19 protein-coding genes and 1 pseudogene are annotated in these 26004 nt (G+C 70.9%); 16 read left to right on the top strand and 4 right to left on the bottom strand.

Annotated features, from left to right (window positions below; all coding sequences use genetic code 11):
* Positions 1–166: 166 nt before the first annotated feature.
* On the top strand, positions 167–601 hold the full coding sequence (locus ACZ5DS_RS00985; protein ID WP_468232671.1) for a Rieske (2Fe-2S) protein: 435 nt from the start codon (positions 167–169) through the stop codon (positions 599–601).
* A 114-nt stretch (positions 602–715) separates the two neighbouring features.
* Here ACZ5DS_RS00985 and ACZ5DS_RS00980 read toward each other — a convergent pair whose 3' ends face one another.
* Positions 716–1663 (bottom strand): hypothetical protein, encoded by a 948-nt coding sequence (locus ACZ5DS_RS00980; protein WP_468232669.1) that lies wholly within the window; start codon positions 1661–1663, stop codon positions 716–718.
* Between the two features lie 419 nt (positions 1664–2082).
* On the opposite strand from ACZ5DS_RS00980, the gene uvrC reads away from it, so the two are divergent.
* The 12 genes and pseudogenes from uvrC to pgi all read left to right on the top strand — a co-directional run bounded on the left by uvrC (position 2083) and on the right by pgi (position 17764).
* Positions 2083–4170, top strand: a complete 2088-nt coding sequence (gene uvrC / locus ACZ5DS_RS00975) for an excinuclease ABC subunit UvrC (protein ID WP_468232668.1) — start codon at positions 2083–2085, stop codon at positions 4168–4170.
* Positions 4167–5159, top strand: coding sequence for an RNase adapter RapZ (rapZ, locus tag ACZ5DS_RS00970; RefSeq protein WP_468232666.1), 993 nt, complete (start codon positions 4167–4169; stop codon positions 5157–5159). The genes uvrC and rapZ overlap by 4 nt, the downstream gene beginning before the upstream one ends.
* On the top strand, positions 5156–6250 hold the full coding sequence (locus tag ACZ5DS_RS00965; RefSeq protein WP_468232664.1) for a gluconeogenesis factor YvcK family protein: 1095 nt from the start codon (positions 5156–5158) through the stop codon (positions 6248–6250). The genes rapZ and ACZ5DS_RS00965 overlap by 4 nt, the downstream gene beginning before the upstream one ends.
* Positions 6241–7230 carry a DNA-binding protein WhiA gene (gene whiA / locus ACZ5DS_RS00960; protein WP_189815507.1) on the top strand — a complete coding sequence of 330 codons (990 nt, stop codon included), beginning with the start codon at positions 6241–6243 and terminating at the stop codon, positions 7228–7230. The genes ACZ5DS_RS00965 and whiA overlap by 10 nt, the downstream gene beginning before the upstream one ends.
* 146 nt (positions 7231–7376) lie before the next feature.
* Entirely contained in the window at positions 7377–10331 is a 2955-nt protein-coding gene (locus tag ACZ5DS_RS00955) for a M14 family metallopeptidase (protein WP_468232662.1), read from the top strand.
* Between the two features lie 321 nt (positions 10332–10652).
* Positions 10653–11660 carry a type I glyceraldehyde-3-phosphate dehydrogenase gene (gene gap, locus ACZ5DS_RS00950; protein ID WP_468232661.1) on the top strand — a complete coding sequence of 336 codons (1008 nt, stop codon included), beginning with the start codon at positions 10653–10655 and terminating at the stop codon, positions 11658–11660.
* Positions 11661–11793: 133 nt separating this feature from the next.
* A complete protein-coding gene (locus ACZ5DS_RS00945) occupies positions 11794–13005 on the top strand; it encodes a phosphoglycerate kinase (RefSeq protein ID WP_468233848.1) in 1212 nt (403 codons plus the stop codon).
* Between the two features lie 5 nt (positions 13006–13010).
* Complete coding sequence (gene tpiA / locus ACZ5DS_RS00940; RefSeq protein WP_468232659.1) at positions 13011–13787, top strand: triose-phosphate isomerase; 777 nt, start codon at positions 13011–13013, stop codon at positions 13785–13787.
* 102 nt (positions 13788–13889) lie between these two features.
* A complete protein-coding gene (secG, locus tag ACZ5DS_RS00935) occupies positions 13890–14120 on the top strand; it encodes a preprotein translocase subunit SecG (RefSeq protein WP_468233845.1) in 231 nt (76 codons plus the stop codon).
* A gap of 210 nt (positions 14121–14330) precedes the next feature.
* The gene (locus ACZ5DS_RS00930) at positions 14331–14666 is read left to right on the top strand and encodes an RNA polymerase-binding protein RbpA (protein WP_003957010.1); all 336 of its coding nucleotides are present in this window, start codon (positions 14331–14333) and stop codon (positions 14664–14666) included.
* A 122-nt stretch (positions 14667–14788) separates the two neighbouring features.
* Positions 14789–16056 (top strand): annotated as a pseudogene (locus ACZ5DS_RS00925) (MFS transporter).
* A gap of 52 nt (positions 16057–16108) precedes the next feature.
* A complete protein-coding gene (gene pgi, locus ACZ5DS_RS00920) occupies positions 16109–17764 on the top strand; it encodes a glucose-6-phosphate isomerase (protein WP_468232658.1) in 1656 nt (551 codons plus the stop codon).
* A gap of 140 nt (positions 17765–17904) precedes the next feature.
* Here the strand turns inward: pgi and ACZ5DS_RS00915 are convergent, their stop codons facing one another.
* From ACZ5DS_RS00915 to ACZ5DS_RS00905, 3 genes are read right to left on the bottom strand one after another with little or no spacing between them, the layout of a single operon-like run.
* A complete protein-coding gene (locus tag ACZ5DS_RS00915; RefSeq protein WP_468232656.1) occupies positions 17905–20187 on the bottom strand; it encodes an FtsX-like permease family protein in 2283 nt (760 codons plus the stop codon).
* Between the two features lie 35 nt (positions 20188–20222).
* Complete coding sequence (locus ACZ5DS_RS00910; protein ID WP_468233843.1) at positions 20223–21011, bottom strand: ABC transporter ATP-binding protein; 789 nt, start codon at positions 21009–21011, stop codon at positions 20223–20225.
* Positions 20969–21484 (bottom strand): PadR family transcriptional regulator, encoded by a 516-nt coding sequence (locus tag ACZ5DS_RS00905; RefSeq protein WP_468232655.1) that lies wholly within the window; start codon positions 21482–21484, stop codon positions 20969–20971. Before ACZ5DS_RS00905 ends, ACZ5DS_RS00910 begins: the two co-directional genes overlap by 43 nt.
* 130 nt (positions 21485–21614) lie before the next feature.
* On the opposite strand from ACZ5DS_RS00905, the gene ACZ5DS_RS00900 reads away from it, so the two are divergent.
* The 3 genes from ACZ5DS_RS00900 to ACZ5DS_RS00890 all read left to right on the top strand — a co-directional run bounded on the left by ACZ5DS_RS00900 (position 21615) and on the right by ACZ5DS_RS00890 (position 25999).
* Positions 21615–22880 carry an ABC transporter substrate-binding protein gene (locus ACZ5DS_RS00900; protein ID WP_468232653.1) on the top strand — a complete coding sequence of 422 codons (1266 nt, stop codon included), beginning with the start codon at positions 21615–21617 and terminating at the stop codon, positions 22878–22880.
* A 135-nt stretch (positions 22881–23015) separates the two neighbouring features.
* Positions 23016–24626, top strand: coding sequence for a glycoside hydrolase family 13 protein (locus ACZ5DS_RS00895; protein WP_468232651.1), 1611 nt, complete (start codon positions 23016–23018; stop codon positions 24624–24626).
* Positions 24627–24673: 47 nt separating this feature from the next.
* Entirely contained in the window at positions 24674–25999 is a 1326-nt protein-coding gene (locus tag ACZ5DS_RS00890) for an ABC transporter substrate-binding protein (RefSeq protein ID WP_468233841.1), read from the top strand.
* Positions 26000–26004: the final 5 nt, after the last annotated feature.

Here is a 26004-nt window from a genome sequence, read left to right as displayed (position 1 = left end):
CCATCACCCCGCTCGCGTAAACGCTTACGCAAACGTTTACGCCCCCCGACATTCGCCCCCTCCCTGCTCCCCGGCCCCCTCTCGCCCGCTCCCAGCCCCCGCCCCGGAGCCGGCCGTTCTGCCCGGGTATCGTCGGCCTTCACGCCCTCTGACCAGTGGAGACCTGATGCCCGCCCGATCGTCCCGTCCGTCCACGAGTCGTCGTACCGTCCTTCGAGGAGCCGCCGTGGCCCCGGTGGCCGGGCTCGGGCTGGCCGCCTGCTCGGCTCCGGGAGGCACCACGGCCGACGCGACCCCGACCGCGCCGGTCGACCTGGGCGCCGAGAACGAGGTCGCGAAGAGCGGCGCCAAGCTCTACCGGGACCACAACGTGGTGGTCAGCCGGGACGGGAACGGGGCTCTCAAGGCGTACAGCACCATCTGCACGCACGCGGGGTGCCCCATCAACAAGCTCCAGGGGACGACCCTGATCTGCCCCTGCCACGGGAGTCAGTTCGACGCCGTGACGGGCAAGGTGGTCCAGGCGCCGGCCACGGAGCCGTTGAACGAGCTGCCGGTGAAGACGTCGAACGGCAGGATCATCGCCGGTCCGGGCGCCTGACCCGCACGCACGGCCGCACGACGGTCAGGCCTTCACGCGCAGGAGCCCCCAAGGCATGCCGAGGCTCCGCCCCAGCCTCCGTAACCCTAAGCCCCCGTCACTCCCAGCCCCCCGTCACCCCCAGTCCCAGGCGATGCCGACCACGCCCGGCCGTATCCGGGGTTCGACCACGTGGACGCTGTGGTGCAGCCCGCTGACCGCCAGCTCGTGGCGGCCGCTGCGCGGGGCCGCGGGCGAGTGCTGGGTGAAGCGGTGGCAGCGCGCCGGCAGCGCGGTCCGGTCGAAGCGCACTTGGAGCGCGTACTGGCCGCCCGGGAAGCCGAACCGGTGCAGGTACTCGCGCGAGACCCCCGCCGTGCCGTCCTCGATGGCGTAGCGGAAGAGAAAGGTGTCGCCGGAGCGCAGCCGGGTGCCGAAGAGGAGTTCGGCCACCAGCACACCGGTCTCCTGGTCCCAACGGGTGCGCCCCGTGCGGCAGTTCTCCAGCGCGTGCACTGTCATGTCGCGCGGTCTGCAGCCGGGGTCGCCGTGGTGGACGGCGACGAAGCGGTCGACGCCGTCGCGGTGGGCCCGCACGATGTGGTGGGACTCGCGGCTCGCCAGTTCGCGGTGGGCGCCGATCCGGACGCGTTCGTGATGGCCGAGGGTGTGCAGCCCGCCGTCGAGGGACCAGCCGAGGCCGGCCTGGAGCCGGTTCAGGACGTCGGAGGCCTCGACCAGGGAGCGGTAGGAGCGGGCCGAGGGGCGGTCGGCGGAGACGGGCTCGCCCGCCCGGACGAGCAGCCGGATCAGGGACTCGTCGGGCAGCTGAAGGATCTCCTCCAGGGCCCGTACGGCGCGCAGTGACTCGGGTCGCTGCGGGCGGCGGGCGCCCTGCTGCCAGTAACTGAGACTGGTGACCCCGACCTTGACCCCGTGGCGCGACAGGTGGTGCTGCACGCGCTGGAGCGGCAGTCCGCGGGCGGCGATCGCGGCGCGCAGCGCCACGTGGAAGGGGCCGCCCCGCAGGGCCGTGTCCAGTTCCGCGGTGGGGACGTCCGCGTGCTCGGTGGCGTGCCGCATGCACAGGGGCCTTTCTGTGAGGTGTCACGACGGCTGGTCGGACCGTCGGCGCCGGTGCGCGGGGCCACCCCCGTGGGCGCCGGGGACGCCCGTGTCTGCGCATGCCGCGTCCGTTCGCCGGCGTGCACGGCCCCGAGTTCCCCCGCATTGAAGCGTGTTGACCAGACCCCGACAACACCCCGGGCGCGGGCAGGGTGTACTCCTGGCCGAGCCGCGACCCCCGCACGTGCGGGGATCGGGCGGGGACGGCCCGCCGGGGTGTCCCGCCGGAGGGGTCCGCGGGGCGAGCATGGCCGGAATGCTGCCCTCAGGGGCGCAGGGCCGGGACCGCGCCGACCTGCGCCGGACGGGGAGCCGCGCCGGTGGGCGTTGTCCACAGGCCCGACGCGGTGTCGGTGCTCGCCAGTAGGGTGTGAGACATGGCCGACCCCTCCAGCTACCGCCCCAGGCCGGGTGAGATCCCGGACTCCCCGGGGGTGTACAGGTTCCGTGACGAGCACCGCCGGGTGATCTACGTCGGAAAGGCGAAGAGCCTGCGCCAGCGCCTGGCGAACTACTTCCAGGACCTGGCGAACCTGCACCCGCGCACCCGGACGATGGTGACCACCGCCGCGTCCGTGGAGTGGACCGTGGTGTCCACGGAGGTCGAGGCGCTGCAGCTGGAGTACTCCTGGATCAAGGAGTACGACCCCCGGTTCAACGTCAAGTACCGCGACGACAAGAGCTACCCGTACCTCGCGGTGACGATGAACGAGGAGTTCCCGCGCGTCCAGGTGATGCGCGGTCACAAGAAGAAGGGCGTCAGGTACTTCGGTCCGTACGGCCACGCCTGGGCCATCCGGGACACCGTCGACCTGCTGCTGCGGGTCTTCCCGGTGCGCACCTGCTCGGCCGGTGTCTTCAAGAACGCCGCCCGCACCGGCCGCCCCTGCCTGCTCGGTTACATCGGCAAGTGCTCCGCCCCCTGCGTCGGCCGGATCACCCCCGAGGACCACCGGGACCTGGCCGAGGAGTTCTGCGACTTCATGGCGGGCCGCACGGGCACCTACCTCCGCCGTCTGGAGAAGCAGATGATGGAGGCGGCCGAGGAGATGGAGTACGAGCGGGCCGCCCGCCTGCGCGACGACATCGAGGCCCTGAAGAAGGCCATGGAGAAGAACGCGGTCGTGCTCGCCGACGCGACCGACGCCGACCTCATCGCCGTCGCGCAGGACGAGCTGGAGGCGGCCGTCCAGATCTTCCACGTGCGCGGCGGCCGGGTGCGCGGCCAGCGCGGCTGGGTGACCGACAAGGTCGAAGAGGTCACCACCGGCGCCCTCGTCGAGCACGCCCTGCAGCAGCTGTACGGCGAGGAGACGGGGGACGCCGTCCCCAAGGAGGTCCTGGTCCCGGCCCTGCCCGAGCCGGTCGAACCGGCCCAGGAGTGGCTGACCGGCCGCCGCGGGTCGAACGTCTCGCTGCGCATCCCGCAGCGCGGCGACAAGAAGGCGCTCATGGAGACCGTGCAGCGCAACGCCTTGCAGGCCCTCGCCCTGCACAAGACCAAGCGCGCCTCCGACCTGACCACGCGCTCCCGGGCGCTGGAGGAGATCGCCGAGGCCCTCGACCTGGACAGTGCCCCGCTGCGGATCGAGTGCTACGACATCTCGCACCTGCAGGGTGACGACGTGGTCGCCTCCATGGTCGTGTTCGAGGACGGCCTGCAGCGCAAGAGCGAGTACCGCCGCTTCCAGATCAAGGGCTTCGCGGGCCAGGACGACGTCCGCTCCATGCACGAGGTGATCACCCGCCGCTTCCGGCGCTACCTGGCCGAGAAGGAGAGGACGGGCGAGTGGACCGACGGCGAGGACGCGCTCACCGCCGGTGAGAGCAGCCTCATCGACGGTGATCCCCTCACCGGCGCCCTCAAGGACGACGACGGCCGTCCGAAGAAGTTCGCCTACCCGCCCCAGCTCGTCGTGGTCGACGGCGGTCAGCCGCAGGTCGCCGCGGCCCGGCGGGCGCTGGACGAGCTGGGCATCGACGACATCGCCGTGTGCGGCCTCGCCAAGCGCCTGGAGGAGGTCTGGGTGCCCGGCGAGGACGACCCGGTGGTCCTGCCCCGCACCAGCGAGGGCCTCTATCTGCTCCAGCGCGTCCGTGACGAGGCACACCGCTTCGCGATCACCTACCAGCGCACCAAGCGCGCCAAGCGCTTCCGCGCCGGCCCCCTGGACGACGTGCCCGGTCTGGGCGAGACCCGCAAACAGGCGCTCATCAAGCATTTCGGCTCGGTGAAGAAGCTGCGGTCCGCCACAATCGAGCAGATCCAGGAGGTGCCGGGCATAGGCCGGAAGACGGCCGAGACGATCGCCGCGGCCCTGGCCCAGGCGGCTCCGGCCGCACCCGCCGTGAACACGGCGACCGGAGAGATCATTGAGGACGAGGAACCCGATACGACGGGGGGTTCCTCGGGGGAGCCCGTGACCGCGGGCCTCCCGGACGAACGACGGGGGCAGGAGCGATGAACGAGCACGACGAACAGCCCACAGCCGACCGAGATCAGGCGGTCGCAGGGCAGCCGCAGCAGGCGGCTGAGGAAAACGGAGCACAGGTGAGCACGGACGTCACGCCGGCCGGGGCCCCCGACGCGGCGGCCATCCCCGAGCTGGTGATCATCTCCGGCATGTCCGGAGCGGGCCGGTCGACGGCCGCGAAGTGTCTGGAGGACCTCGGCTGGTTCGTCGTGGACAACCTCCCGCCCGCCCTGATCCCCACCATGGTGGAGCTGGGCGCCCGGTCCCAGGGCAACGTGGCGCGGATCGCGGTCGTCGTGGACGTACGCGGCAGGCGCTTCTTCGACAACCTGCGCGAGTCCCTCGCCGACCTCGACAGCCGGGCCGTCACGCGCCGGATCGTCTTCCTGGAGTCCTCGGACGACGCCCTGGTGCGCCGCTTCGAGTCGGTGCGCCGCCCGCACCCCCTTCAGGGCGACGGACGCATCGTCGACGGCATCGCCGCCGAGCGGGAGCTGCTGCGCGAGCTGCGCGGCGACGCCGATCTGGTGATCGACACCTCCAGCCTCAACGTGCACGAGCTGCGCGCCAAGATGGACGCCCAGTTCGCGGGCGAGGAGGAGCCCGAGCTGCGGGCCACCGTGATGTCCTTCGGCTTCAAGTACGGCCTGCCGGTCGACGCCGACCTGGTCGCGGACATGCGCTTCCTGCCCAACCCGCACTGGGTCCCGGAGCTGCGCCCGTACACCGGCCTCAACGAGGAGGTGTCGGCTTATGTCTTCAACCAGCCCGGCGCCAAGGAGTTCCTCGACCGGTACGCCGAGCTGCTGCGGCTGATCGCGACCGGGTACCGGCGCGAGGGCAAGCGCTATGTGACCATCGCCATCGGCTGCACCGGCGGCAAGCACCGCTCGGTCGCGGTGTCGGAGAAGCTCGCCGCGCGCCTCGCGGCCGAGGGCGTGGAGACGGTGGTCGTACACCGGGACATGGGACGGGAATGACGGAACGTACACCGCGGCTGAGCAGACTGCGCCGGGTGGTCCCGGAGGGCCGCTCGAGCCGTACCGGGGCCGAGGCGCGGGCGGCCCGCCCCGCCGAGGTCCGCGGCGGCCGGGTCCGTCGGCGCGGCGCCCAGCCCAAGGTCGTCGCCCTCGGCGGCGGCATGGGCCTGTCCGCCTCGCTCGCCGCGCTGCGCCGGATCACCGGCGACCTCACCGCCGTCGTCACGGTGGCCGACGACGGCGGCTCCAGCGGGCGTCTGCGCGACGAGCTGGGCGTGCTGCCGCCCGGCGATCTGCGCAAGGCGCTGGCCGCGCTGTGCGGCGACGACGACTGGGGCCAGACCTGGGCCCGGGTCATCCAGCACCGTTTCCAGTCCCAGGGCGAGATGCACGGCCACGCGGTCGGCAACCTGCTGATCGTGGCCCTGTGGGAGCAGCTCGGCGATCACGTCCAGGCCCTGGATCTGGTCGGCAAGCTGCTCGGCGCGCACGGGCGCGTGCTGCCCATGTCCGCCGTACCGCTGGAGCTGCAGGCCCTGGTCAAGGGGCATGACCCCAAGCGCCCGGAGGACGTCGACACGGTGCGCGGGCAGGCGACGGTCGCCCTCACGCCCGGCGAGGTGCAGTCCGTGCACCTCGTGCCGAACGACCCGCCCGCCGTCCCCGAGGCCGTCGCCGCGGTCCTGGACGCGGACTGGGTGGTGCTCGGCCCCGGATCCTGGTTCTCCTCGGTCATCCCGCACCTGCTCGTCCCGGAGCTGCTGGACGCCCTCACCGAGACCAAGGCGCGCAAGGTCCTGTCCCTGAACCTCGCCCCGCAGCCCGGAGAAACCGAGGGCTTCTCCCCGCAGCGTCATTTGGAGGTTTTGGGGCGACACGCCCCTAAACTCGCCCTGGACGTGGTGCTGGCCGACGAGGCCGCGGTGCCCGACCGCGACTCGCTCACCGAGGCTGCCAAGCGGCTGGGGGCCGCGGTCGAGCTGGCGCCGGTGGCCCGTACCGACGGCAGCCCCCGGCACGACCCGGAGCTGCTGGCCGCCGCGTACGACCGTATTTTTCGGATGCATGGAAGGATCGGCCCATGGCGATGACGGCAGCGGTGAAGGACGAGATCTCCCGGCTCCCCGTCACCCGGACCTGCTGCAGGAAGGCGGAGGTCTCCGCCATTCTGCGGTTCGCCGGCGGCCTCCACCTGGTGAGCGGGCGCATCGTGATCGAGGCGGAGCTGGACACCGCGATGGCGGCCCGCCGGCTCAAGCGGGACATCCTGGAGATCTTCGGCCACAGCTCGGAACTGATCGTGATGGCGCCCGGCGGCCTGCGCCGCGGTTCGCGCTACGTGGTGCGCGTGGTCGCGGGCGGCGACCAGCTGGCCCGCCAGACCGGCCTCGTCGACGGCCGGGGCCGCCCGATCCGCGGCCTGCCGCCGCAGGTGGTCTCCGGGGCCACCTGTGACGCGGAGGCGGCCTGGCGCGGAGCCTTCCTGGCGCACGGCTCGCTGACCGAGCCGGGCCGCTCCTCCTCCCTGGAGGTGACCTGCCCGGGCCCGGAGGCCGCGCTCGCGCTGGTCGGTGCCGCCCGCAGGCTCTCCATCGCCGCGAAGGCCCGCGAGGTGCGCGGGGTGGACCGGGTGGTCGTGCGCGACGGTGACGCGATCGGTGCCCTGCTCACCCGGCTCGGTGCGCACGAGTCCGTGCTGGCCTGGGAGGAGCGCCGGATGCGGCGCGAGGTGCGGGCCACCGCCAACCGGCTCGCCAACTTCGACGACGCCAACCTGCGCCGTTCGGCCCGCGCCGCCGTGGCCGCCGGTGCCCGGGTCCAGCGGGCCCTGGAGATCCTCGGCGACGAGGTGCCCGAGCACCTCGCGGCCGCCGGCCGGCTGCGCATGGAGCACAAGCAGGCCTCCCTGGAGGAGCTGGGCGCGCTCGCCGACCCGCCGCTGACCAAGGACGCGGTCGCGGGCCGTATCCGCCGCCTGCTGGCGATGGCGGACAAGCGCGCCACCGACCTGGGCATCCCGGGCACGGAGGCCAACCTCACGGAGGAGCTGGCGGACAACCTCGCCGGCTGACCCGACGTCAACTCGCCGGTGCCGACGCCCGTTCGGGTGGTCGGCACCGGCGTTTGCGTGTCCATGAGGCGCCCTTGACTCGATCATGATGTGACATGAGCCTGGCAACCTGTTCGCCGCTGTGGCGGAACACCCTAGGGGGGTTCATGAGACACAGAGCGAGATCGATCCTCGCTGTCGGCGCGCTCCTGCTCGGAGGAGCGAGCCTTGCACCCATCGCCCAGGCACAGAGCGGAAGTCCCCGCCCGTCCGACCCCGACGAGGTCAAGGTCTTCCGTGCCGACGTCACCCAGCAGCAGATTCCCCTGCTCCTCAAGGCCGGCCAGGACGGCCACGAACTCGGTGAGCAGGTCACCGGGAGCGGCAGGACGAAGGTCGAGGTCTACCTCACCGACGAGCAGGCCGAGAAGCTAGAGAAGCAGGGCGTCCGCCTCACCGAGCACTCCCTGTCGGCCAAGGCCGTGGCGCGCGTCCAGGACGCCTCCCAGGGCGTGTTCCGCCCGTACGGCGCGAACGGAGGCCTGGAACAGGAGATCGTCTGGACCGGGCAGGCCCACCCCGATCTCGCCAAGGTGGAGTCCATCGGCAAGACGATCAACGGTCAGGACATCCTCGCGCTCAAACTGACCAAGAACGCGAACAAGTCGAAGGACGGCTCGAAACCCGCCGTTCTGTACATGTCCAACCAGCACGCGCGCGAGTGGATCACGCCGGAGATGACCCGGCGTCTGATGCACTACTACCTGGACCACTACAAGACCGACCAGCGCATCAAGAAGATCGTCGACTCGACCGAGCTGTGGTTCGTCCTCTCGGCCAATCCCGACGGCTACGACTACACCTTCCGGAGCGCCGACACCCGCCTGTGGCGCAAGAACCTGCGGGACGTCAACGGCGACGGCGTCATCAGCACGGGCGACGGCGTCGACCTCAACCGCAACTTCCCCTACAAGTGGGGCTACGACGACGAGGGTTCGTCCCCGAACCCCACCAGCCAGACCTACCGCGGCGCGAGCCCCGAGTCCGAGCCGGAGACCAAGGCCCTCGACGCCTTCGAGAAGCGCATCGGTTTCACGTACGGCATCAACTACCACTCCGCCGCCGAACTCCTCCTCTACGGCGTCGGCTGGCAGGTCGCCACGCCCACCCCGGACGACGTGCTCTACAAGGCGCTCGCCGGTACGCCCGACAACCCGGCCATCCCCGGCTACCGTTCGCAGCTCTCCTCGGAGCTGTACACCACCAACGGCGAGGCGGACGGCCATGCCTCGAACGTCAACGGCATGGCGATGTTCACCCCCGAGATGTCGACCTGTCAGACCGCGTCGGACATCGATCCGAACGACGCCTGGAACGCCGCCGACTGCCAGTCGGTCTTCACCTTCCCCGACGACGAGAAGCTGATCCGGCAGGAGTTCGAGAAGAACATCCCGTTCGCGCTCTCCGTCGCCGAGACCGCCGCCCACCCCGACCGGCCGGTCTCCTCGGTCGGCCTGAGCGCCGCCGACTTCACCCCGGCCGCGTTCTCCACGTCGTACGCGCGCGGTGCGGACCAGGAGGTCTCGGTCGTCGTACGGAAGTCCCTGCGCGACAAGGAGCTGAAGTACCGCGTCAACGGCGGCCGTACGTGGGACCAGTCGCTCAGGCCCTGGAAGGGCGGCGAGACCTACGGCGGCGAGGACAACCTCTACTTCGACGCGTACCGGGCCAAGGTCCAGGACGGCGAACCCGGCGACAAGGTCGAGGTGTGGTTCACCGGTGAGACCAGGAGCGGCAAGAAGGTCTCCAGTGCGCACTTCACCTACACGGTCGCCGAGCGGCCCCGGGCGGACACCCTCGTGGTCGCCGAGGAGGGCGCGGCTGCGACGCAGGCGCAGAAGTACGTGGACGCGCTGAAGGCGAGCGGCCACAGGGCGATCGTCTGGGACGTCGCCACACAGGGTGCACCCGACGCGCTCGGCGTGCTGGGGCACTTCAGGACGGTCGTGCACTACTCCGGTGCCGGCGGACCGCGCAACGCCACCCAGCTCCAGCTGCGCGCCTACCTCAACGAGGGCGGCCGGCTGATCGAGGCCGGCGAACTGGCCGGCGGCAGCGTCGACCTCGGCGGCGGCACCCTCTCGGACGACTTCAGCCAGTACTACCTGGGCGCCTACAGCCGCACGTCGACCAAGGGGGCCACCGGCTTCAGCGGCTCGGGCAGGCTCGATGGCTACACCGCTGCCCTCGGCGGCGCGCCCGACAACCCGCTGGACAAGGCAGGCACCTACGGCGTCACCTCGGACGAGCTGTCCGTGGACAGGTACCCGCAGTTCAGGAGCGCGGGCGCGGGCCGGTTCGCGGGGACGGTCAGCCCGTACGGCCCGTACTCCGGCTCCTACATGGCCGCCGCCCTGCACTCCGACGACGCCTACAAGCGCCTGACCCGCACGATCGACCTCGCCGGTGTCAGCGCCGCCGACCGGCCGACGCTGAGCACCCGGCTGCTGTGGGACACCGAACCCGGCTACGACCACGCGGTCGTCGAGGCCCACACGGTAGGTGCCGACGACTGGACGACCCTCCCGGAGGCCGGCGGGGCGACGAGGACGGCCGTGCCGTCCGAGTGCGGCGGCGGGTTCCTGATCGGCGAGCACCCCTGGCTCAGGCACTACCTCACGCTTGCGGACAACGCCTGCACCGCGACCGGCACCACCGGTTCGTGGAACAGCCTCACCGGCAGCTCCGGCGGCTGGCAGCAGGTGGGCTTCGACCTGAGTGCGTACGCCGGGAAGTCCGTCGAGGTCTCGATCGCGTACGTCACCGATCCGGGCAGCGGCGGGCACGGCGTCCTCGCCGACGACGCCTCGCTCGTCGTCGGCGGCACGGCGAAGGAGACCGAGGGCTTCGAGACGTCCCTGGGCGCCTGGAAGACGGCCGGACCGCCTGCGGGCAGCCCGGCGGTCCTGAAGGACTGGACGCGCACCGGAACGCTCTTCCAGACGTACGGAGCGGTCACCACCGACCACACCGTGCTGCTCGGCTTCGGCCTCGAACAGGTGCCGTCGGCGACCGACCGGACGGCCCTGCTGAGGAAGGCGTTCGCCGCTCTTGACGGATGAGAACGGACCCCACTCGACAGGTGAGCGGGACCCTCTCTCAACGGTGCGCGACAGGGTCACGCATCAGGTGAGCCGACCCGCTCACGAACGAGTGAAAAGAGCGCCAACGGGCCACCGCATTACATAACAAAGACCCGCGAAACGACCGTCGATCCGAGGCGGTCCGTACCCTACTGGCCGGTACGGACCGCCTGCCCGTGTATGCGGCATCTCGATGTCACTGCGGGGGCCTCAGAGAGGTAGGGTCGGGGGTGGTCGGGGACATCCCAAACAGAGCTCGCCGGCACCGCATGGCCGGCGTACCAACGAGGAGATCGGTTCGTGACGATCCGCGTAGGCATCAACGGCTTCGGCCGTATCGGGCGTAACTACTTCCGCGCACTGCTGGAGCAGGGTGCCGACATCGAAGTTGTGGCTGTCAACGACCTGGGTGACACCGCCACCACCGCTCACCTGCTGAAGTACGACACGATCCTGGGCCGCCTCAAGCAGGAGGTCTCCCACACCGCCGACACCATCACCGTCGACGGCCACACCATCAAGGTGCTCTCCGAGCGCAACCCGGCCGACATCCCCTGGGGCGAGCTGGGCGTCGACATCGTCATCGAGTCGACCGGCATCTTCACCAAGCGCGAGGACGCCGCCAAGCACCTCGCCGGCGGCGCCAAGAAGGTCCTCATCTCGGCTCCGGCCAAGGATGAGGACATCACCATCGTGATGGGCGTCAACCAGGACAAGTACGACTCGGCGAGCCACCACGTCATCTCCAACGCCTCCTGCACCACCAACTGTGTGGCGCCGATGGCGAAGGTCCTCGACGAGAACTTCGGCATCGTCAAGGGCCTGATGACCACGGTGCACGCGTACACGAACGACCAGCGCATCCTGGACTTCCCTCACAAGGACCTGCGCCGCGCCCGTGCCGCCGCCGAGAACATCATCCCGACCACCACGGGTGCCGCGAAGGCCACCGCGCTGGTCCTGCCGCAGCTCAAGGGCAAGCTGGACGGCATCGCCATGCGCGTGCCGGTCCCGACCGGCTCGGTCACCGACCTGGTCGTCGAGCTCGGCCGCGAGGTCACCAAGGAAGAGGTCAACGCCGCCTTCCAGAAGGCCGCCGAGGGCGAGCTGAAGGGCCTCCTCGACTACACCGAGGACCCGATCGTCTCCTCCGACATCGTCAACGCCCCGGCGTCCTGCACCTTCGACTCCTCCCTGACCATGGTCCAGGAGGGCAAGAACGTGAAGGTCATCGGCTGGTACGACAACGAGTGGGGCTACTCCAACCGCCTCGTGGACCTGACGGTCTTCGTCGGCAACCAGCTCTGATCGCGGCATCAGCCACCTCAGCGTGAGTGCAGGGCTCGGGCAGCGCAGCGACGCGCGGCCCGGGCCCTGACGCACGTACAGAACGGCCATGACTACGATCACGGAGCACCATCAGCCCTCGGGAGCCTCACTCATGAAGACGATCGACGAACTCCTCGCCGCAGGCGTAGCCGGCCAGCGGGTCTTCGTCCGCGCCGACCTCAACGTCCCGCTGGACGGCGCCACCATCACCGACGACGGCCGGATCCGCGCCGTCGCCCCGACCATCGCCAAGCTCGCCGAGGCGGGCGCCAAGGTGATCGTCGCCTCCCACCTGGGCCGTCCCAAGGGCGCCCCGGACCCGCAGTTCTCCCTCGCCCCGGTCGCAAAGCGGCTCGGTGAAATCCTGGGCAAGAACGTCTCGTTCGCCACCGACACGGTCGGCGACAGCGCGAAGGCCGCCGTCGCCGCACTGTCGGACGGAGAGGTAGCGCTGCTGGAGAACCTCCGTTTCAACGCCGGCGAGACGAGCAAGGACGACGCGGAGCGCGGCGCGTTCGCCGACGCCCTCGCCGTCCTCGCGGACGTCTACGTGGGCGACGGTTTCGGCGCCGTGCACCGCAAGCACGCCTCCGTGTTCGACCTGCCGGCCCGCCTGCCGCACTACGCCGGCTACCTCATCGCCACCGAGGTCGGCGTCCTGAAGCAGCTCACCGAGGACGTCAAGCGCCCCTACGTCGTCGCGCTCGGCGGCGCCAAGGTCTCCGACAAGCTCGCCGTCATCGACGAGCTGCTCGGCAAGGCCGACCGCCTGCTCATCGGCGGCGGCATGGCCTACACCTTCCTGAAGGCCAAGGGCTACGAGGTCGGCATCTCCCTCCTCCAGGAGGACCAGATCCCGGTCGTCACCGAGTACATGGAGCGCGCCGAGAAGCAGGGCGTCGAGCTGCTGCTCCCCGTCGACGTCGTGGTCTCCCGGGAGTTCCCGGACCTGAAGACCAAGGCGCCCACCGAGAACACCGTGGTCGACGCGGACGAGATCCCCGCCGACCAGGAGGGCCTGGACATCGGCCCGAAGACCCGAGAGCTGTACGCCTCGAAGCTCGCCGACGCCGCGACCGTCTTCTGGAACGGTCCCATGGGCGTCTTCGAGCACCCCGACTACGCCCAGGGCACCAAGGCGGTCGCCCAGGCCCTCGTCGAAGCGGACGGCTTCACCGTCGTCGGCGGCGGTGACTCCGCCGCGGCCGTGCGCACGCTCGGCTTCGACGAAAACGCATTCGGCCACATCTCGACCGGTGGCGGCGCCTCCCTCGAATACCTCGAGGGCAAGTCGCTCCCCGGTCTCGCCGCACTGGAGGACTGACCTACATGAGCACGCGCACGCCGCTGATGGCGGGCAACTGGAAGATGAACCTCAACCACCTCGAGGCCATCGCGCACGTCCAGAAGCTCGCCTTCGCCCTGGCCGACAAGGACTACGAGGCCGTCGAGGTCGCGGTCCTGCCGCCCTTCACCGACCTGCGCTCCGTGCAGACCCTGGTCGACGGCGACAAGCTCAAGATCAAGTACGGCGCCCAGGACATCTCGCAGCACGATGGCGGCGCCTACACCGGTGAGATCTCGGGCCCGATGCTGGCCAAGCTGAAGTGCACCTTCGTGGTGATCGGCCACTCAGAGCGCCGCCAGTACCACAACGAGACCGACGAGCTGGTCAACGCCAAGGTCAAGGCCGCCTACAAGCACGGCCTGACCCCGATCCTCTGCGTCGGCGAGGAACTGGACGTCCGCGAGGCGGGCAACCACGTCACGCACACCCTCGCCCAGCTCGAGGGCGGTCTGAAGGACCTCCCGGCGGAGCAGGCCGAGTCGATCGTGATCGCCTACGAGCCCGTCTGGGCCATCGGTACCGGCAAGGTCTGCGGTGCCGAGGACGCCCAGGAGGTCTGCGCCGCCATCCGCGCCAAGATCGCCGAGCTGTACTCGCAGGAGCTGGCCGACAAGGTCCGCATCCAGTACGGCGGCTCCGTGAAGTCCGGAAACGTGGCCGAGATCATGGCGCAGGCCGACATCGACGGCGCCCTGGTCGGCGGCGCCTCGCTGGACGCCGACGAGTTCGTCAAGATCGTGCGCTTCCGCGACCAGTGAGTATGCGGTAGCGGCGATCCGTCGTACCCTTGCGGGGGCACAGCGATGTCGCTGTGCCCCCGTCGTCCATCCGAATCCGAGGAAGTTGGTCCAGCCGTGGTTTTGGGGTTCTCGATCGCCCTGATCGTCTTCAGCCTGCTGATGATGCTGCTGGTGCTGATGCACAAGGGGAAGGGCGGCGGCCTCTCCGACATGTTCGGTGGCGGCATGCAGTCGTCCGTCGGCGGCTCCTCGGTCGCCGAGCGCAACCTCGACCGCATCACCATCGTGATCGGTCTGCTGTGGTTCGCATGCATTATCGTCCTCGGCATCCTGATGAAGACGAACAGCTGATTCGCGTCTCACAAACACATACATTCCGTACGTAAGGCCCCATGTTCGGTACGCGCCCGTGAGCGCGGCCTATCATGGGGCTTGCGTCTAGGTGTGCGGGTTGTAACTCCAATCACTGGACGCGCGTTGGGCCTTACGTAGACTGAGGCGCTCGCGGCGAAGCGAAACGCCGACTCGCTTCGCGGCACCATCACGCAGGGAGTTACGACCGTGGCAAGTGGCAACGCGATCCGAGGAAGCCGGGTCGGGGCGGGGCCGATGGGCGAGGCCGAGCGCGGCGAGTCCGCGCCGCGTCTGCGCATCTCCTTCTGGTGCTCCAACGGGCACGAGACGCAGCCGAGCTTCGCCAGCGACGCGCAGGTTCCCGACACCTGGGACTGCCCGCGCTGCGGCTTCCCGGCCGGCCAGGACCGGGACAACCCGCCGGACCCGCCGCGCACCGAGCCGTACAAGACGCATCTTGCGTACGTACGGGAGCGGCGCAGCGACGCGGACGGCGAGGCGATCCTCGCCGAGGCGCTCGCGAAACTGCGCGGCGAGATCTAGGACTTGTCATCGGCCGGGTGCCCCAGGGCGCCTGGCCGAAGCCGTTCCTCCCCTCGCCTGCGGCCGACTGTCAGTGGCACCCCCTACGGTTTTCGTGAAGGCGCGAACCGCGAGGGGGAGTTGTGACGGCGGTCGGGACGGTGAAGTCAGGCGCGCCCGCGTGGCGCGGGGGATTCGGACGGCTGTGGGGCGCCGCGGTGCTCTCCGGCTTCGGCGACGCACTGCGTACGGCCGCGCTGCCGCTGCTCGCCACATCGCTGACCGACCGGCCCCTGCTCATCGCCGCCGTGACGGCCTGCGGTTATCTGCCCTGGATCGTCTTCGGACTGCTCGGCGGAGCGGTCGCCGACCGGGTGGACCAGCGGCGCGCGATGTGGACGGTGGACGCGGTGCGCGGGCTGCTCGTCGGCTCCTTCGCGGTGGCCGTCGCCCTGGGGCACGCCTCGATCGCCCTGCTGATCGCGCTCGCCTTCGGGCTGACCACACTCCAGACGCTCTTCGACAACGCCGCCACCGCCCTGTTGCCCGCGCTGGTGGACCGGGAGGCCCTTGGCAGTGCCAACGCCCGTCTGCTGACCGGACAGAAGATCGCCGGCGGCCTGCTGGGGGCGCCTGCCGTGCCGGTCCTGATCGCCGCAGGGGCGGCCGTCCCCTTCGCGGCCGACGCGGCCACCTTCCTTGTGGCTGCGGCGCTGGTCGCCTCCTTGCGGACACTCGCACCCGAGCGCAGGCGGAGCCCGGCGGGCAGCACCCTGCGCCGGGACGTCGCCGACGGGCTGCGCACCCTGTGGCGCGACCGGGCACTGCGCGGGCTGTGTGCTTCCACGGCCCTGTGCAACATCGGCATGGGCGCCCTGATCGCCACCCTGGTGGTCCTCGTGACCGGCTGGCTGGACGCGGGCAGCAGCGGATACGCGGCGGCGGTCACCGCTTACACCGTCGGCGGCCTGGCCGGGGGAGTGGCGAGCCGGCGGATCACGGCCGGACTCGGCCCCTGCGGACCGTGCTGCTCGCCGGCACCGTGCAGATCGGCACCCTCGTGGTCATGGGATCCGTGCCCAGCCTGGCCGCCGTGGTGGCCGGCCTCGCGGTCTTCGGGTTCATGGGGATGCTGTGGAACGTCAACACGACCACCCTGCTGCAGCAACGCACCCCCACCGACATGCTCGGCCGGGTCAGCTCCGCCTTCCGCACCCTGGCCGTCGCGGGAGCCCCGCTGGGCGCGCTCCTCGGGGGCGTCGTGGCCACGGCCTGGGGCCTCAACACGCCGGCCTTGCTCACGGCCGCCTTCTTCGTCCTGTCCGTCACCTCGCTGATACCGGTCCGCAAGGAGGACGTACCTGTTGTTGCGCCGGACGACGACGTCGCGACGGCTCGCGCCGTGCGCTGATCAACTAGGTTGGAACAGCTGGGACAGGCACGAAAGAAGGCTGAAGTCGGAAATGAACGCAGACGGCCGTACCAGGCTCAACCAGACGCCCGAGTGGACCGCTCTCGCCAAGCACCGGGAGGAGCTGGCCGACACCCATCTGCGGGACCTGTTCGCCGCCGATCCGCAGCGCGGCGCCGGGTACACCCTGCAGGTCGGTGACCTGTACGTCGACTACTCGAAGCACCTGGTCAGCGACGAGACACTGCGGCTGCTGCGCGAGCTGGCCGCCGCGACGGACGTCTTCGGCCTCCGGGATGCGATGTTCCGCGGCGAGAAGATCAACGTCACCGAGAACCGGGCGGTGCTGCACACCGCCCTGCGCGCTCCGCGGGACGCGGTGATCGAGGTCGACGGTGAGAACGTCGTCCCGGCGGTGCACGCCGTGCTGGACAAGATGAGCGACTTCGCGGAGCGCGTCCGTTCGGGTCAGTGGACGGGACACACCGGCAAGCGCATCAAGAACGTGATCAACGTCGGCATCGGCGGCTCCGACCTCGGCCCCGCGATGGCCTACGAGGTGCTGCGCAGCTTCACCGACCGCGACCTCACCGTCCGCTTCGTGTCGAACGTGGACGGCGCCGACCTGCATGAGGCCACCCGCGACCTGGACCCGGCCGAGACGCTGTTCATCATCGCCTCCAAGACCTTCACCACCATCGAGACGATCACCAACGCGACCTCGGCCCGCACGTGGCTGCTGGACGCGCTCGATGGGGGAGAGTCCGCGGTGGCCAAGCACTTCGTCGCCCTGTCGACCAACGCCGAGAAAGTCACCGAGTTCGGCATCGACCCGGACAACATGTTCGAGTTCTGGGACTGGGTCGGCGGACGGTACTCGTACGACTCCGCGATCGGCCTGTCCCTGATGATCGCCATCGGCCCGGACCGCTTCCGGGAGATGCTCGACGGGTTCCACCTGGTCGACGAGCACTTCCGCACAGCGCCCGCGGAGTCCAACGTGCCCCTGCTCCTGGGCCTGTTGGGCATCTGGTACGACAACTTCCACGACGCCCAGTCGCACGCGGTGCTGCCGTACAGCCACTACCTGTCCAAGTTCACGGCGTATCTCCAGCAGCTGGACATGGAGTCCAACGGCAAGTCCGTGGCGCGGGACGGCAAGCAGGTCGAGTGGCAGACCGGGCCGGTGGTGTGGGGCACGCCCGGCACCAACGGGCAGCACGCCTACTACCAGTTGATCCACCAGGGCACCAAGCTCATCCCGGCGGACTTCATCGGCTTCGCCGAGCCGGTCGCCGAGCTGAGCGGTGACCTCAAGGGCCAGCACGACCTGCTGATGGCCAACTTCTTCGCCCAGACCCAGGCCCTCGCCTTCGGCAAGACGGCCGAGGAGGTCCGTGCGGAGGGCGTGCCCGAGGAGCTGGTCCCGCACAAGACCTTCCCCGGCAACCGGCCGACGACCACCATCCTCGCGCGCGAGCTGACCCCGTCCGTGCTCGGTCAACTGGTCGCGCTCTACGAGCACAAGGTGTTCGTGCAGGGCGCCGTGTGGAACATCGACTCCTTCGACCAATGGGGCGTGGAACTCGGCAAGGTCCTCGCCAAGCGGGTCGAGCCCGCCCTGACCGAGGGCGCGGAGGTGCCCGGCCTGGATGCGTCGACCAAGGCGCTGGTCGCCAAGTACCGGGAGCTGCGCGGCCGTAGCTGATCCATACCGAGGTCCGCCCGACGAGCCGCCGCGGCGGTCGCGGTGGCCGTGGTGGGAAGAAGGCTCCGGAAGCCCGCCCTGAAGCCCGGAAGGACAGGTCCTTCCGATCCGGGCGCTCAGCCGGGCTCAGGCCACCGCGCTCAGGCCACCGCGCTCAGCGTGTCCGCCAGGCGTCTGCGGGCCGCGCGGGTCGCGGGCAGTGCGGCCAGCCCCGCCGCCCCCAGCACCGCGGCCGCGCCCAGCAGGAGCAGCAGCCCGGGGGAGGGGGACCGGGTGATCCCGGCGCCGATGCCGCTCGAGCTGCCCTGGGCGTCGATCAGCCGACGGGCCAGCGGCAGCCCCAGGGCGGTACCGGCGACGGCCGCGGCCAGGGCCGTGCAGCTCATCGCCGTGACGGTGATCGCCGTGATCTGCCGCGGGGACATGCCGATCGCCCGGAGCGCCAGCATGTCCCGCTCGCCCTCCCGGACGCTCCCGCCGATCGCGGTGAGCAGCTCGACCAGCCCGATGAGGGCGAGCACGGCGATCAGCCCGGCGACCACGGCGCGCAGCGGGGACAGCCCGTCGGCGGGGTTGGTCACGGCGTGCACGTCCAGGTGTCCGCGCCCGGCCGCGGACAGGGCGGAGGCGACCAGCTGCGGATCGGCGCCGGGGCTCAGTCGCAGCTGGTAGAAGGCCCGGGACAGCCGCGGATCGTTCTCGCGCAGGGTGTCGAGGGAGGTCGTCACGACCCGGCCGGCGTTCTGCGGTTCGATGCTGCGGCCCACGATGTGCAGGATCTGCGGCTGGTCGCCCACCGTCATCCGCACCCAGTCTCCGACCCGTATGTGCAGCAGGTCCAGCAGGCCCTGGCCGGCCACCGCCTCGTCCGGCCCGTGCGCGGCGCGGCCCTCGGCGAGGGTGTAGGGGTATGGCCGGGCGCGGGTGCCGAGGCCGCGCAGCGCGATCGTCCCGGTCTGGCCGGGGACCAGCGCGGCCACCTCGACGCCCGGGTAGGCGGCGGCGACCCGGTGGTCCGCCGCCAGCAGGGCCCGTACGTCGGTGTCGTCCATGCCGCCGTCCGAGCGGACCGTGAGCGCGGTGGGCAGGCCCACCTGATCCGGGCTGCTGTGGAACCGGTCGATGGTGGTCCACGCGCTGAGGGCCACCACGATCAGCAGCAGCGGAAGCGTCAGCCGGGCCACCCCGGCCAGCGACCGCCCGCGTCCCGCGAACGCCTTGTGACAGCCCAGGACCAGTGCGGCCGGCAGCCGCAGGCCCAGGGCGGCGCGGGCCAGACCGGTCAGCCGGCCGCCCGCCGGGGCCGACGGGCGCGGCACCGGCACCGGCGGCACCCGGCCCGCCCGCCAGGCCGCGAGCCCCGTCGTCAGGCCGATGAACAGCACTGCGGCCACGGGCACCGCGGACAGCGCCACGGTGTGCGCCGGCAGCCCCTGCCACACGCCCACCGCATCGCCGAGCCGACCCGGGATCCGGTTGCCGAGACCCTCGGTGAGCGCGGCCGCGGCCACCGCACCCAGCGCGGCGTACGCCAGGTGCTGGAGCAGGAAGATCCGCACGACCTGGCCGGGCGTGAAGCCGATCGCCTTCAGCACCGAGATGTCCCGCAGATGGCCCCGGATACGGGTGCCGATCGCCCCGTGCACGGCGAATCCGGCGGCGGCCAGGGCGCCGAGCCCGAACAGTCCGAGCACCTGCCCGAGGAGCCGGTTCTCGCCCTGTGCCTCGGCCCGCGCCTGCTGCCAGGTGGAGACCTCGCCGACCGCGCCCGCGCCCAGCACGGTCACGGCACGCTGGACGGCGTAGTCCGTGTCGGCCGGGTCCTTCAGACGCAGCCCGGTCACCTGGCCGCCCGGGGCGCGGACGGCGGACGGCGGTGCCCAGACCAGGCCCGGCTGTGCACCCGGGCTGTAGCCGGGCTCGGCGCTGTCGGCGATGCCCTCGACGGTCAGGGTGCGGGTGGTACCGGGCAGGGTCAGGGTGTCGCCGGGCTCGGCCAGCAGGGCCCGGGCCAGGCGGCTCTCCAGGACGACGCCGTCCGGCTCCGCCGGGTCCAGCCAGTGGCCGGCGGTGAGCAGCGGGCGGCCGACGGAGGGCAGGCGCGGGGTGCCGCGCAGCTCCACGGCGGCACGGGTGCCGCGGGAGGCGACGGTGGCGGACTCGGTCCGGTAGGGGCCGGCCACGGACTCGACGCCGTCCAGCCGGGCGAGTCTGCCGGCGTCGGCGGACGCGGCCGTGTGGATCCACACATGCGCCCCGCGCGCCTGGGTGAAGGTCCGCTGCCAGGGGTTGGTGGCGTAGCCGAAGAGTGCGGCGGCCAGCAGCAGCGAGGCGACGATGCCGGCGGTGGCGAGCGCGATGAACAGCGCCTCGCCGCGGTGCGTGCGCAGATCGGAGTGGGCCCAGCGGAGGGTGGCTCGCACGGCTCAGTCCCCGGTCTCGGGCAGTCGCCGGGCCATCAGTCCCTCAGCTCCAGCACACCGGAGGTCCCGGGCTTCCGGGACGGGGTACCGTCCAACGCGGCGTCGTCGGCTATCCGGCCGTCGAAGAAGCTGATCACCCGGTCGGCGGCGCTCGCCAGCCGGGCGTCATGAGTCACCAGCACGATGGTCTGGCCGCGCCCGTGGAAGCGGGTCAGCAGCCGCATCACCTCACGGGTGCCCTTGCTGTCCAGGCTGCCGGCCGGCTCGTCCGCCAGCAGCAGCGGCGGATGGTTGACCAGGGCGCGGGCGAGCGCCACCCGCTGCTGTTCGCCGCCGGACAGCTCGCCCGGCATGCTGCGCTCCTTGCCTTCCAGGCCCAGTTCGGCCAGCAGCTCCTCGCGCTCGGCCCGGGCCCGCTTCGGCGGGACTCCGGCGAGCAGGGCGGGCAGCTCCACGTTGTCGGCGACCGACAGGTTCGACACCAGGTTGAAGAACTGGAAGACGATCCCGATGGACTTCCTGCGCTCCACCGCCCAGCGCGCCTCGGTGAAGGAGTCCGTGCACCGGCCGTCGAGCCGGATGCTGCCCTCGTCCGGCCGCTGGAGCCCGCCGAGCAGGTGCAGCAGCGTGGACTTGCCCGCTCCGGACGGTCCCGTGATCGCCACGAACTCGCCCCGGGCCACGCTCAGATCGACCCCGCGGACGGCATGCGCGGGCGCGCCCTCGCCGTAGTGGGTCTTCACCAGACCCTCGGCGCACAGTGCAGGAGACCGGCCGTCACTCACTCCAGCTCCTCCAGTTCCTCCTGGCACCGCTCCAGCCAGTCGAGGTCGGCCTGCAGGTGCAGCATCGCGCCCTCGATGAGCAGATGGGCGATTCGGTTGTCCCGATTCTCGGCCGCGGCCAGCTTCGACAGGTTGCGCATGGTGTTGAGGTACTGGCGCCGCTGCTTGTTGATGAGGGCGATCTGGTCGGCGAGACCGGTCTGCGGGGCGAGCGCCAGCTTCATGAAGAACTCGTCCCGGACCCGCGGCTCGTCCTCGGCCTCCTCGAACCAGGCGTGCAGCGCCTCCCGCCCGGCATCGGTGAGGTGGTAGACCTTCTTGTTGGGCCGGCTGGACTGCTCGACGTCCTCGCCCTCGATCAGTCCCGACTTCTCGAGGCGGCCGAGGGTCACGTAGATCTGGCCGACGTTCGGCTGAGGGTACGCGGAGCCCAGCAGTTGCTCAAGGTCCTGCTTCAGCTCGTAGCCGTGGGCCGGGCCGCGCGCGAGGAGTGCCAGGAGGGGCAGGCGCACTCGTGCTGTCCTCCCGTTCTCGTCAATGTGCTCCAGGCCCTAGTATCGCCCATACCTAACAGGTATACATGGCCTCTGACCGCCGGGCGAGGGTGCCCGTGGCCGGGTGTACGTGTTCAGGGAGGAACCTATGCGGTGGATGCGCGCCGCCGGTAGGGGCCTCCTCGTTCTGGCCGTGGTCCTCACCGGGTACGTGGCCTCCGGCGCGCAGGCCGACGAGGGCGATCAGCGGGGGCCGCTCACCTTGGCCACCGCCGGTGACCTCACCGGTTACCTCGGCCCCCTCCTCGAGGGCTGGAACCGTACGCATCCCGCCGAGAAGGTCACCCTCGTCGAGCTGCCGGACTCCGCCGACGAGACCCATGCGCAGATGACCACCGACCTGCGCGGCGGCGACCGGGGCCGGTTCGACGTCCTCAACATCGACGTCAACTGGACCTCGGAGTTCGCGGCCGCCGGCTGGATCCGTCCGCTGCCCCCGGACCGCTTCCCGCTGAAGACCTTCCTGCCGCCGGTCGTGGACACCGCCACGTACGACGGGCGGCTGTACGCCGTGCCGTACGTCACCAACGCCGGACTGCTGCTCTACCGCAAGGACGTCCTCGCCGAGGAGGGCGTGCCGCCGCCGCGCACCTGGGCCGAGCTGGAGCACGACGCGAAGACCATCGCGCCCCGGCACGGCCTGGACGGCTACGCGGGCCAGCTCCTCCCCTACGAGGGCCTGACCGTCAACGCGGCCGAGGCCGTGTACTCGGCGGGCGGCACCATCCTCGGCGACGAGGGCGCCCGCGTCACCGTGGACTCGGACGCCGCCCGCGAGGGCATCGGCTTCCTCGCCCGTGGCCTCGGCGAGGGCTGGATCCCGAGGGCGGCGCTGACGTACAAGGAGGAGGAGTCCAAGCAGGCCTTCCAGGACGGCCGGCTGCTCTTCCTGCGCAACTGGCCCTACGCCTACGCCGTGGCCTCGGCCAGGGGCTCCAAGGTCGCCGGCCGGATCGGCGCCGTACCGCTGCCCGGGCCGGACGGGCCGGGGACGAGCGTCCTCGGCGGCTCCAACCTGGCCGTCAACGCCCACGCCCGGCACCCCGATTCGGCCGCGCGCCTGATCGCCTACCTCACCAGCGCGAGCGTGCAGCGCCAGGTGCTCACCCGGGGCGCGCTGCCGCCCGTGCGGGCCGCGCTCTACGAAGATCCCACGCTGGTACGGCAGTTCCCCTATCTGCCGACCCTGCGCGCCGCCGTGCTCACGGCCGCCCCGCGCCCCAAGAGCCCGCACTACGACCAGGTCAGCCTGGTGGTGCAGGCGGTCGTGCACGACGCGCTGACCGGGCACGAGACGCCTGCGGCGGCGGTACGGCGACTGGCGCGCGAGCTGGCGGCCGTCTCCAGCCACTAGTTACTTGTTAGGTAACGCGGACATCTCATCTGTTGCACGAGTGCCCGGATAAGTCCGTATTTGGCGCCCCAACTCTGCAGTAGCATCTGTTCTTTTCATTGACACTCTCGCGATACGCCTACCTAACATGCATGCATGTTGAGTAAGTACCACTGGTGGCGCGACGCCGTGATCTACCAGGTGTACGTCCGCAGCTTTCTGGACAGCACCGGGGACGGCATCGGCGATCTGGCCGGGGTCCGCGCCGGACTGCCGTACCTGAAGAAGCTCGGCGTCGACGGCATCTGGCTGAGCCCCTTCTACCCCTCGCCCCAGCACGACCACGGCTACGACGTCGCCGACTACTGCGGCGTCGACCCGCTCTTCGGCGACCTCGCCGAGTTCGACCTGCTGATGGCGGCCGCCCGGCGGCTCGGCATCAAGGTGCTCCTGGACATCGTCCCCAACCACTGCTCCAGCGAGCACCCGTGGTTCCGCGAGGCCCTCGCCGCCGAGCCCGGCAGCCCGGCCCGAGCCCGCTTCCACTTCGCCGACGGCCGCGGTCCGGACGGCAGCGAGCCGCCCAACAACTGGCACGCCATGTTCGGCGGCCCGGCCTGGACCAGAGTCGGCGACGGCCAGTGGTACCTGCACATGTTCACGCCCGAGCAGCCCGACTGGAACTGGCGCACCCCCGAGGTCGCCGCCGAGTTCGACCGCGTCCTGCGCTTCTGGCTGGACCGGGGCGTCGACGGCTTCCGCATCGACGTCGCCGCCGGCCTCTACAAGCACCCCGAACTGCCCGACTCGGACGATCCGGAGGCCGACGCCCGCACCCGCGACTCCGTCAACCCGCTCGCCTGGAACCAGCCCGAGGTGCACGAGGTGTGGCGGCGCTGGCGGTCCCTGTGCGAGGAGTACGCCGCCCGCGACGGCCGCGAACGCCTCCTCGTCGGCGAGGTGTCCGTGCCCACGGCCCGCGAACACGCCCAGTACGTCCGCCCGGACGAACTCCACCAGGCCTTCTTCTTCGACCTGCTCGGCGCCCCCTGGGACGCCGACGCCTTCCGCAAGGTCATCTCCGAGGCCATGCAGGACATAGCCGGCACGGGCTCCACGGTCACCTGGGTCCTGAACAACCACGACCAGGTCCGCACCGTCACCCGCTACGGCGAGCCCGCCACCGAGGGCAGCGGTATCGGTGCCGCCCGAGCCCGCGCCGCCGCGCTTCTGATGCTCGCGCTGCCCGGAGCCGCGTACATCTACCAGGGCGAGGAACTGGGCCTGCCCGAGGTGGTCGACCTGCCCGACGACGTGCTCACCGACCCGATCTTCCACCGCACCGGAAGCCGCGCCCGCATACGCGACGGCTGCCGGGTGCCCCTGCCGTGGTCCGGACAGGCCTCCCCGTTCGGCTTCACCTCCGGCGCCGAGGGCGCCAAGCCATGGCTGCCGCAGCCCTCCTACTTCGCCGAGTACGCCACCGACCGCGCCCTCGCCGACACCCGCTCCTTCTGGCACCTGTACCGCGACGGCCTGCAACTGCGGTCCTCACTGCCCCAGTTGGGCGAGGGCTCGCTGCGCTGGCTGGACACCCCGCCCGGCGTCCTCGCCTTCGTCCGCGGCGACGGCCTGGTGTGCGCCGTCAACTTCGGTACGTCCCCCACGCCCGCGCCGGTCTCCGGCACCCCCCTGCTGTCCAGCGGTCCGTGCCCGGCCGGGGTGCTGCCCGGTTCGACAGCGGCCTGGTGGCTGAACGACCTCTGATCCGCACGGTTTTCGGTCAACTCCCATCCCCTGAAGGGACATCGATGATGATGCGACGACGTACGACCCTGCTCACGGGCTGCACCGCCCTCGCCCTGGCCCTCGGCGCGACCGCCTGCGGCGGCGGCCCGGTGAGCGCGGGCGGTGGTGACAAGGCGCTCAGCGGCCAGACCGTCACCGTGGCTGGCGTCTGGTCCGGCAGCGAGCAGAAGAACTTCCAGAAGGTACTGGACGCGTTCACCGCGAAGACCGGTGCCACGACACAGTTCGTCTCCACCGGCGACAACGTCTCCACCGTCGTCGGCAGCAAGATCGAGGGCGGCAACGCGCCCGACGTGGTGATGGTCCCGCAGGTCGGCGTGCTCCAGCAGTTCGCGCAGAAGGGCTGGCTCAAGCCGCTGTCCCCGACCGCCCGGCAGACCGTCGACACCGACTTCGCGCCCGTGTGGAAGAAGTACGGCAGCATCGACGGCACCCTCTACGGCCTCTACTTCAAGGCCGCCCACAAGTCGACCGTCTGGTACAGCCCCGACGCCCTCGCCCAGGCCGGCGTTCAGCCGCCCAAGACCTACGACGAGATGCTCAAGGCCGGGCACACCGTCTCCGACTCCGGGCTCGCGGCCTTCGCCGTCGCAGGTCAGGACGGCTGGACCCTCACCGACTGGTTCGAGAACATCTACCTCTCCCAGGCCGGACCCGAGAAGTACGACGCCCTCGCCGCCCACAAGCTGAAGTGGACGGATGCTTCAGTCGTCAAGGCGCTCACCACGCTGGGCAAGCTCTTCAAGGACAAGCAGCTGATCGCGGGCGGCCAGAAGGAGGCGCTGAACACCGACTTCCCCAGCTCGGTGGAGAAGGTATTCGGTCCCAAGCCCGAGGCCGGCATGGTCTTCGAGGGCGACTTCGTCGCCGGGGTCGCCCATGACCAGTTCCAGAAGACCATCGGCAAGGACGCGAACTTCTTCCCGTTCCCCGCGGTCGGCGGCGGCACCGCACCCGTGGTCAGCGGCGGCGACGCGGCCGTCGTCCTCAAGGACGGCAAGAACGCCAAGGCCGGCATGAAGCTCCTGGAGTACCTGGCCACCCCAGAGGCGGCGGCCGTATGGGCCAAGGCAGGCGGCTTCCTGTCCCCGAACAAGAAGCTCGACCTCGCCTCCTACAGCGACGACGTCACCCGGGCCACCGCCAAGTCCCTCGTCTCGGCCGGCGACTCGGTCCGCTTCGACATGTCCGACCAGGCACCGGCGGCCTTCGGCGGCACCAAGGGCACCGGCGAGTGGAAGCTGCTCCAGGACTTCCTGCGCGACCCCTCCGACCCGAAGGGGACCGCGGCGAAGCTGGAGGCCGCGGCGGCCAAGGCCTACCAGGGCTGACCGGA

It is taken from the genome of Streptomyces sp. NPDC031100, assembly GCF_055570785.1.
This window is presented reverse-complemented; position numbering and strand designations above follow the sequence as displayed.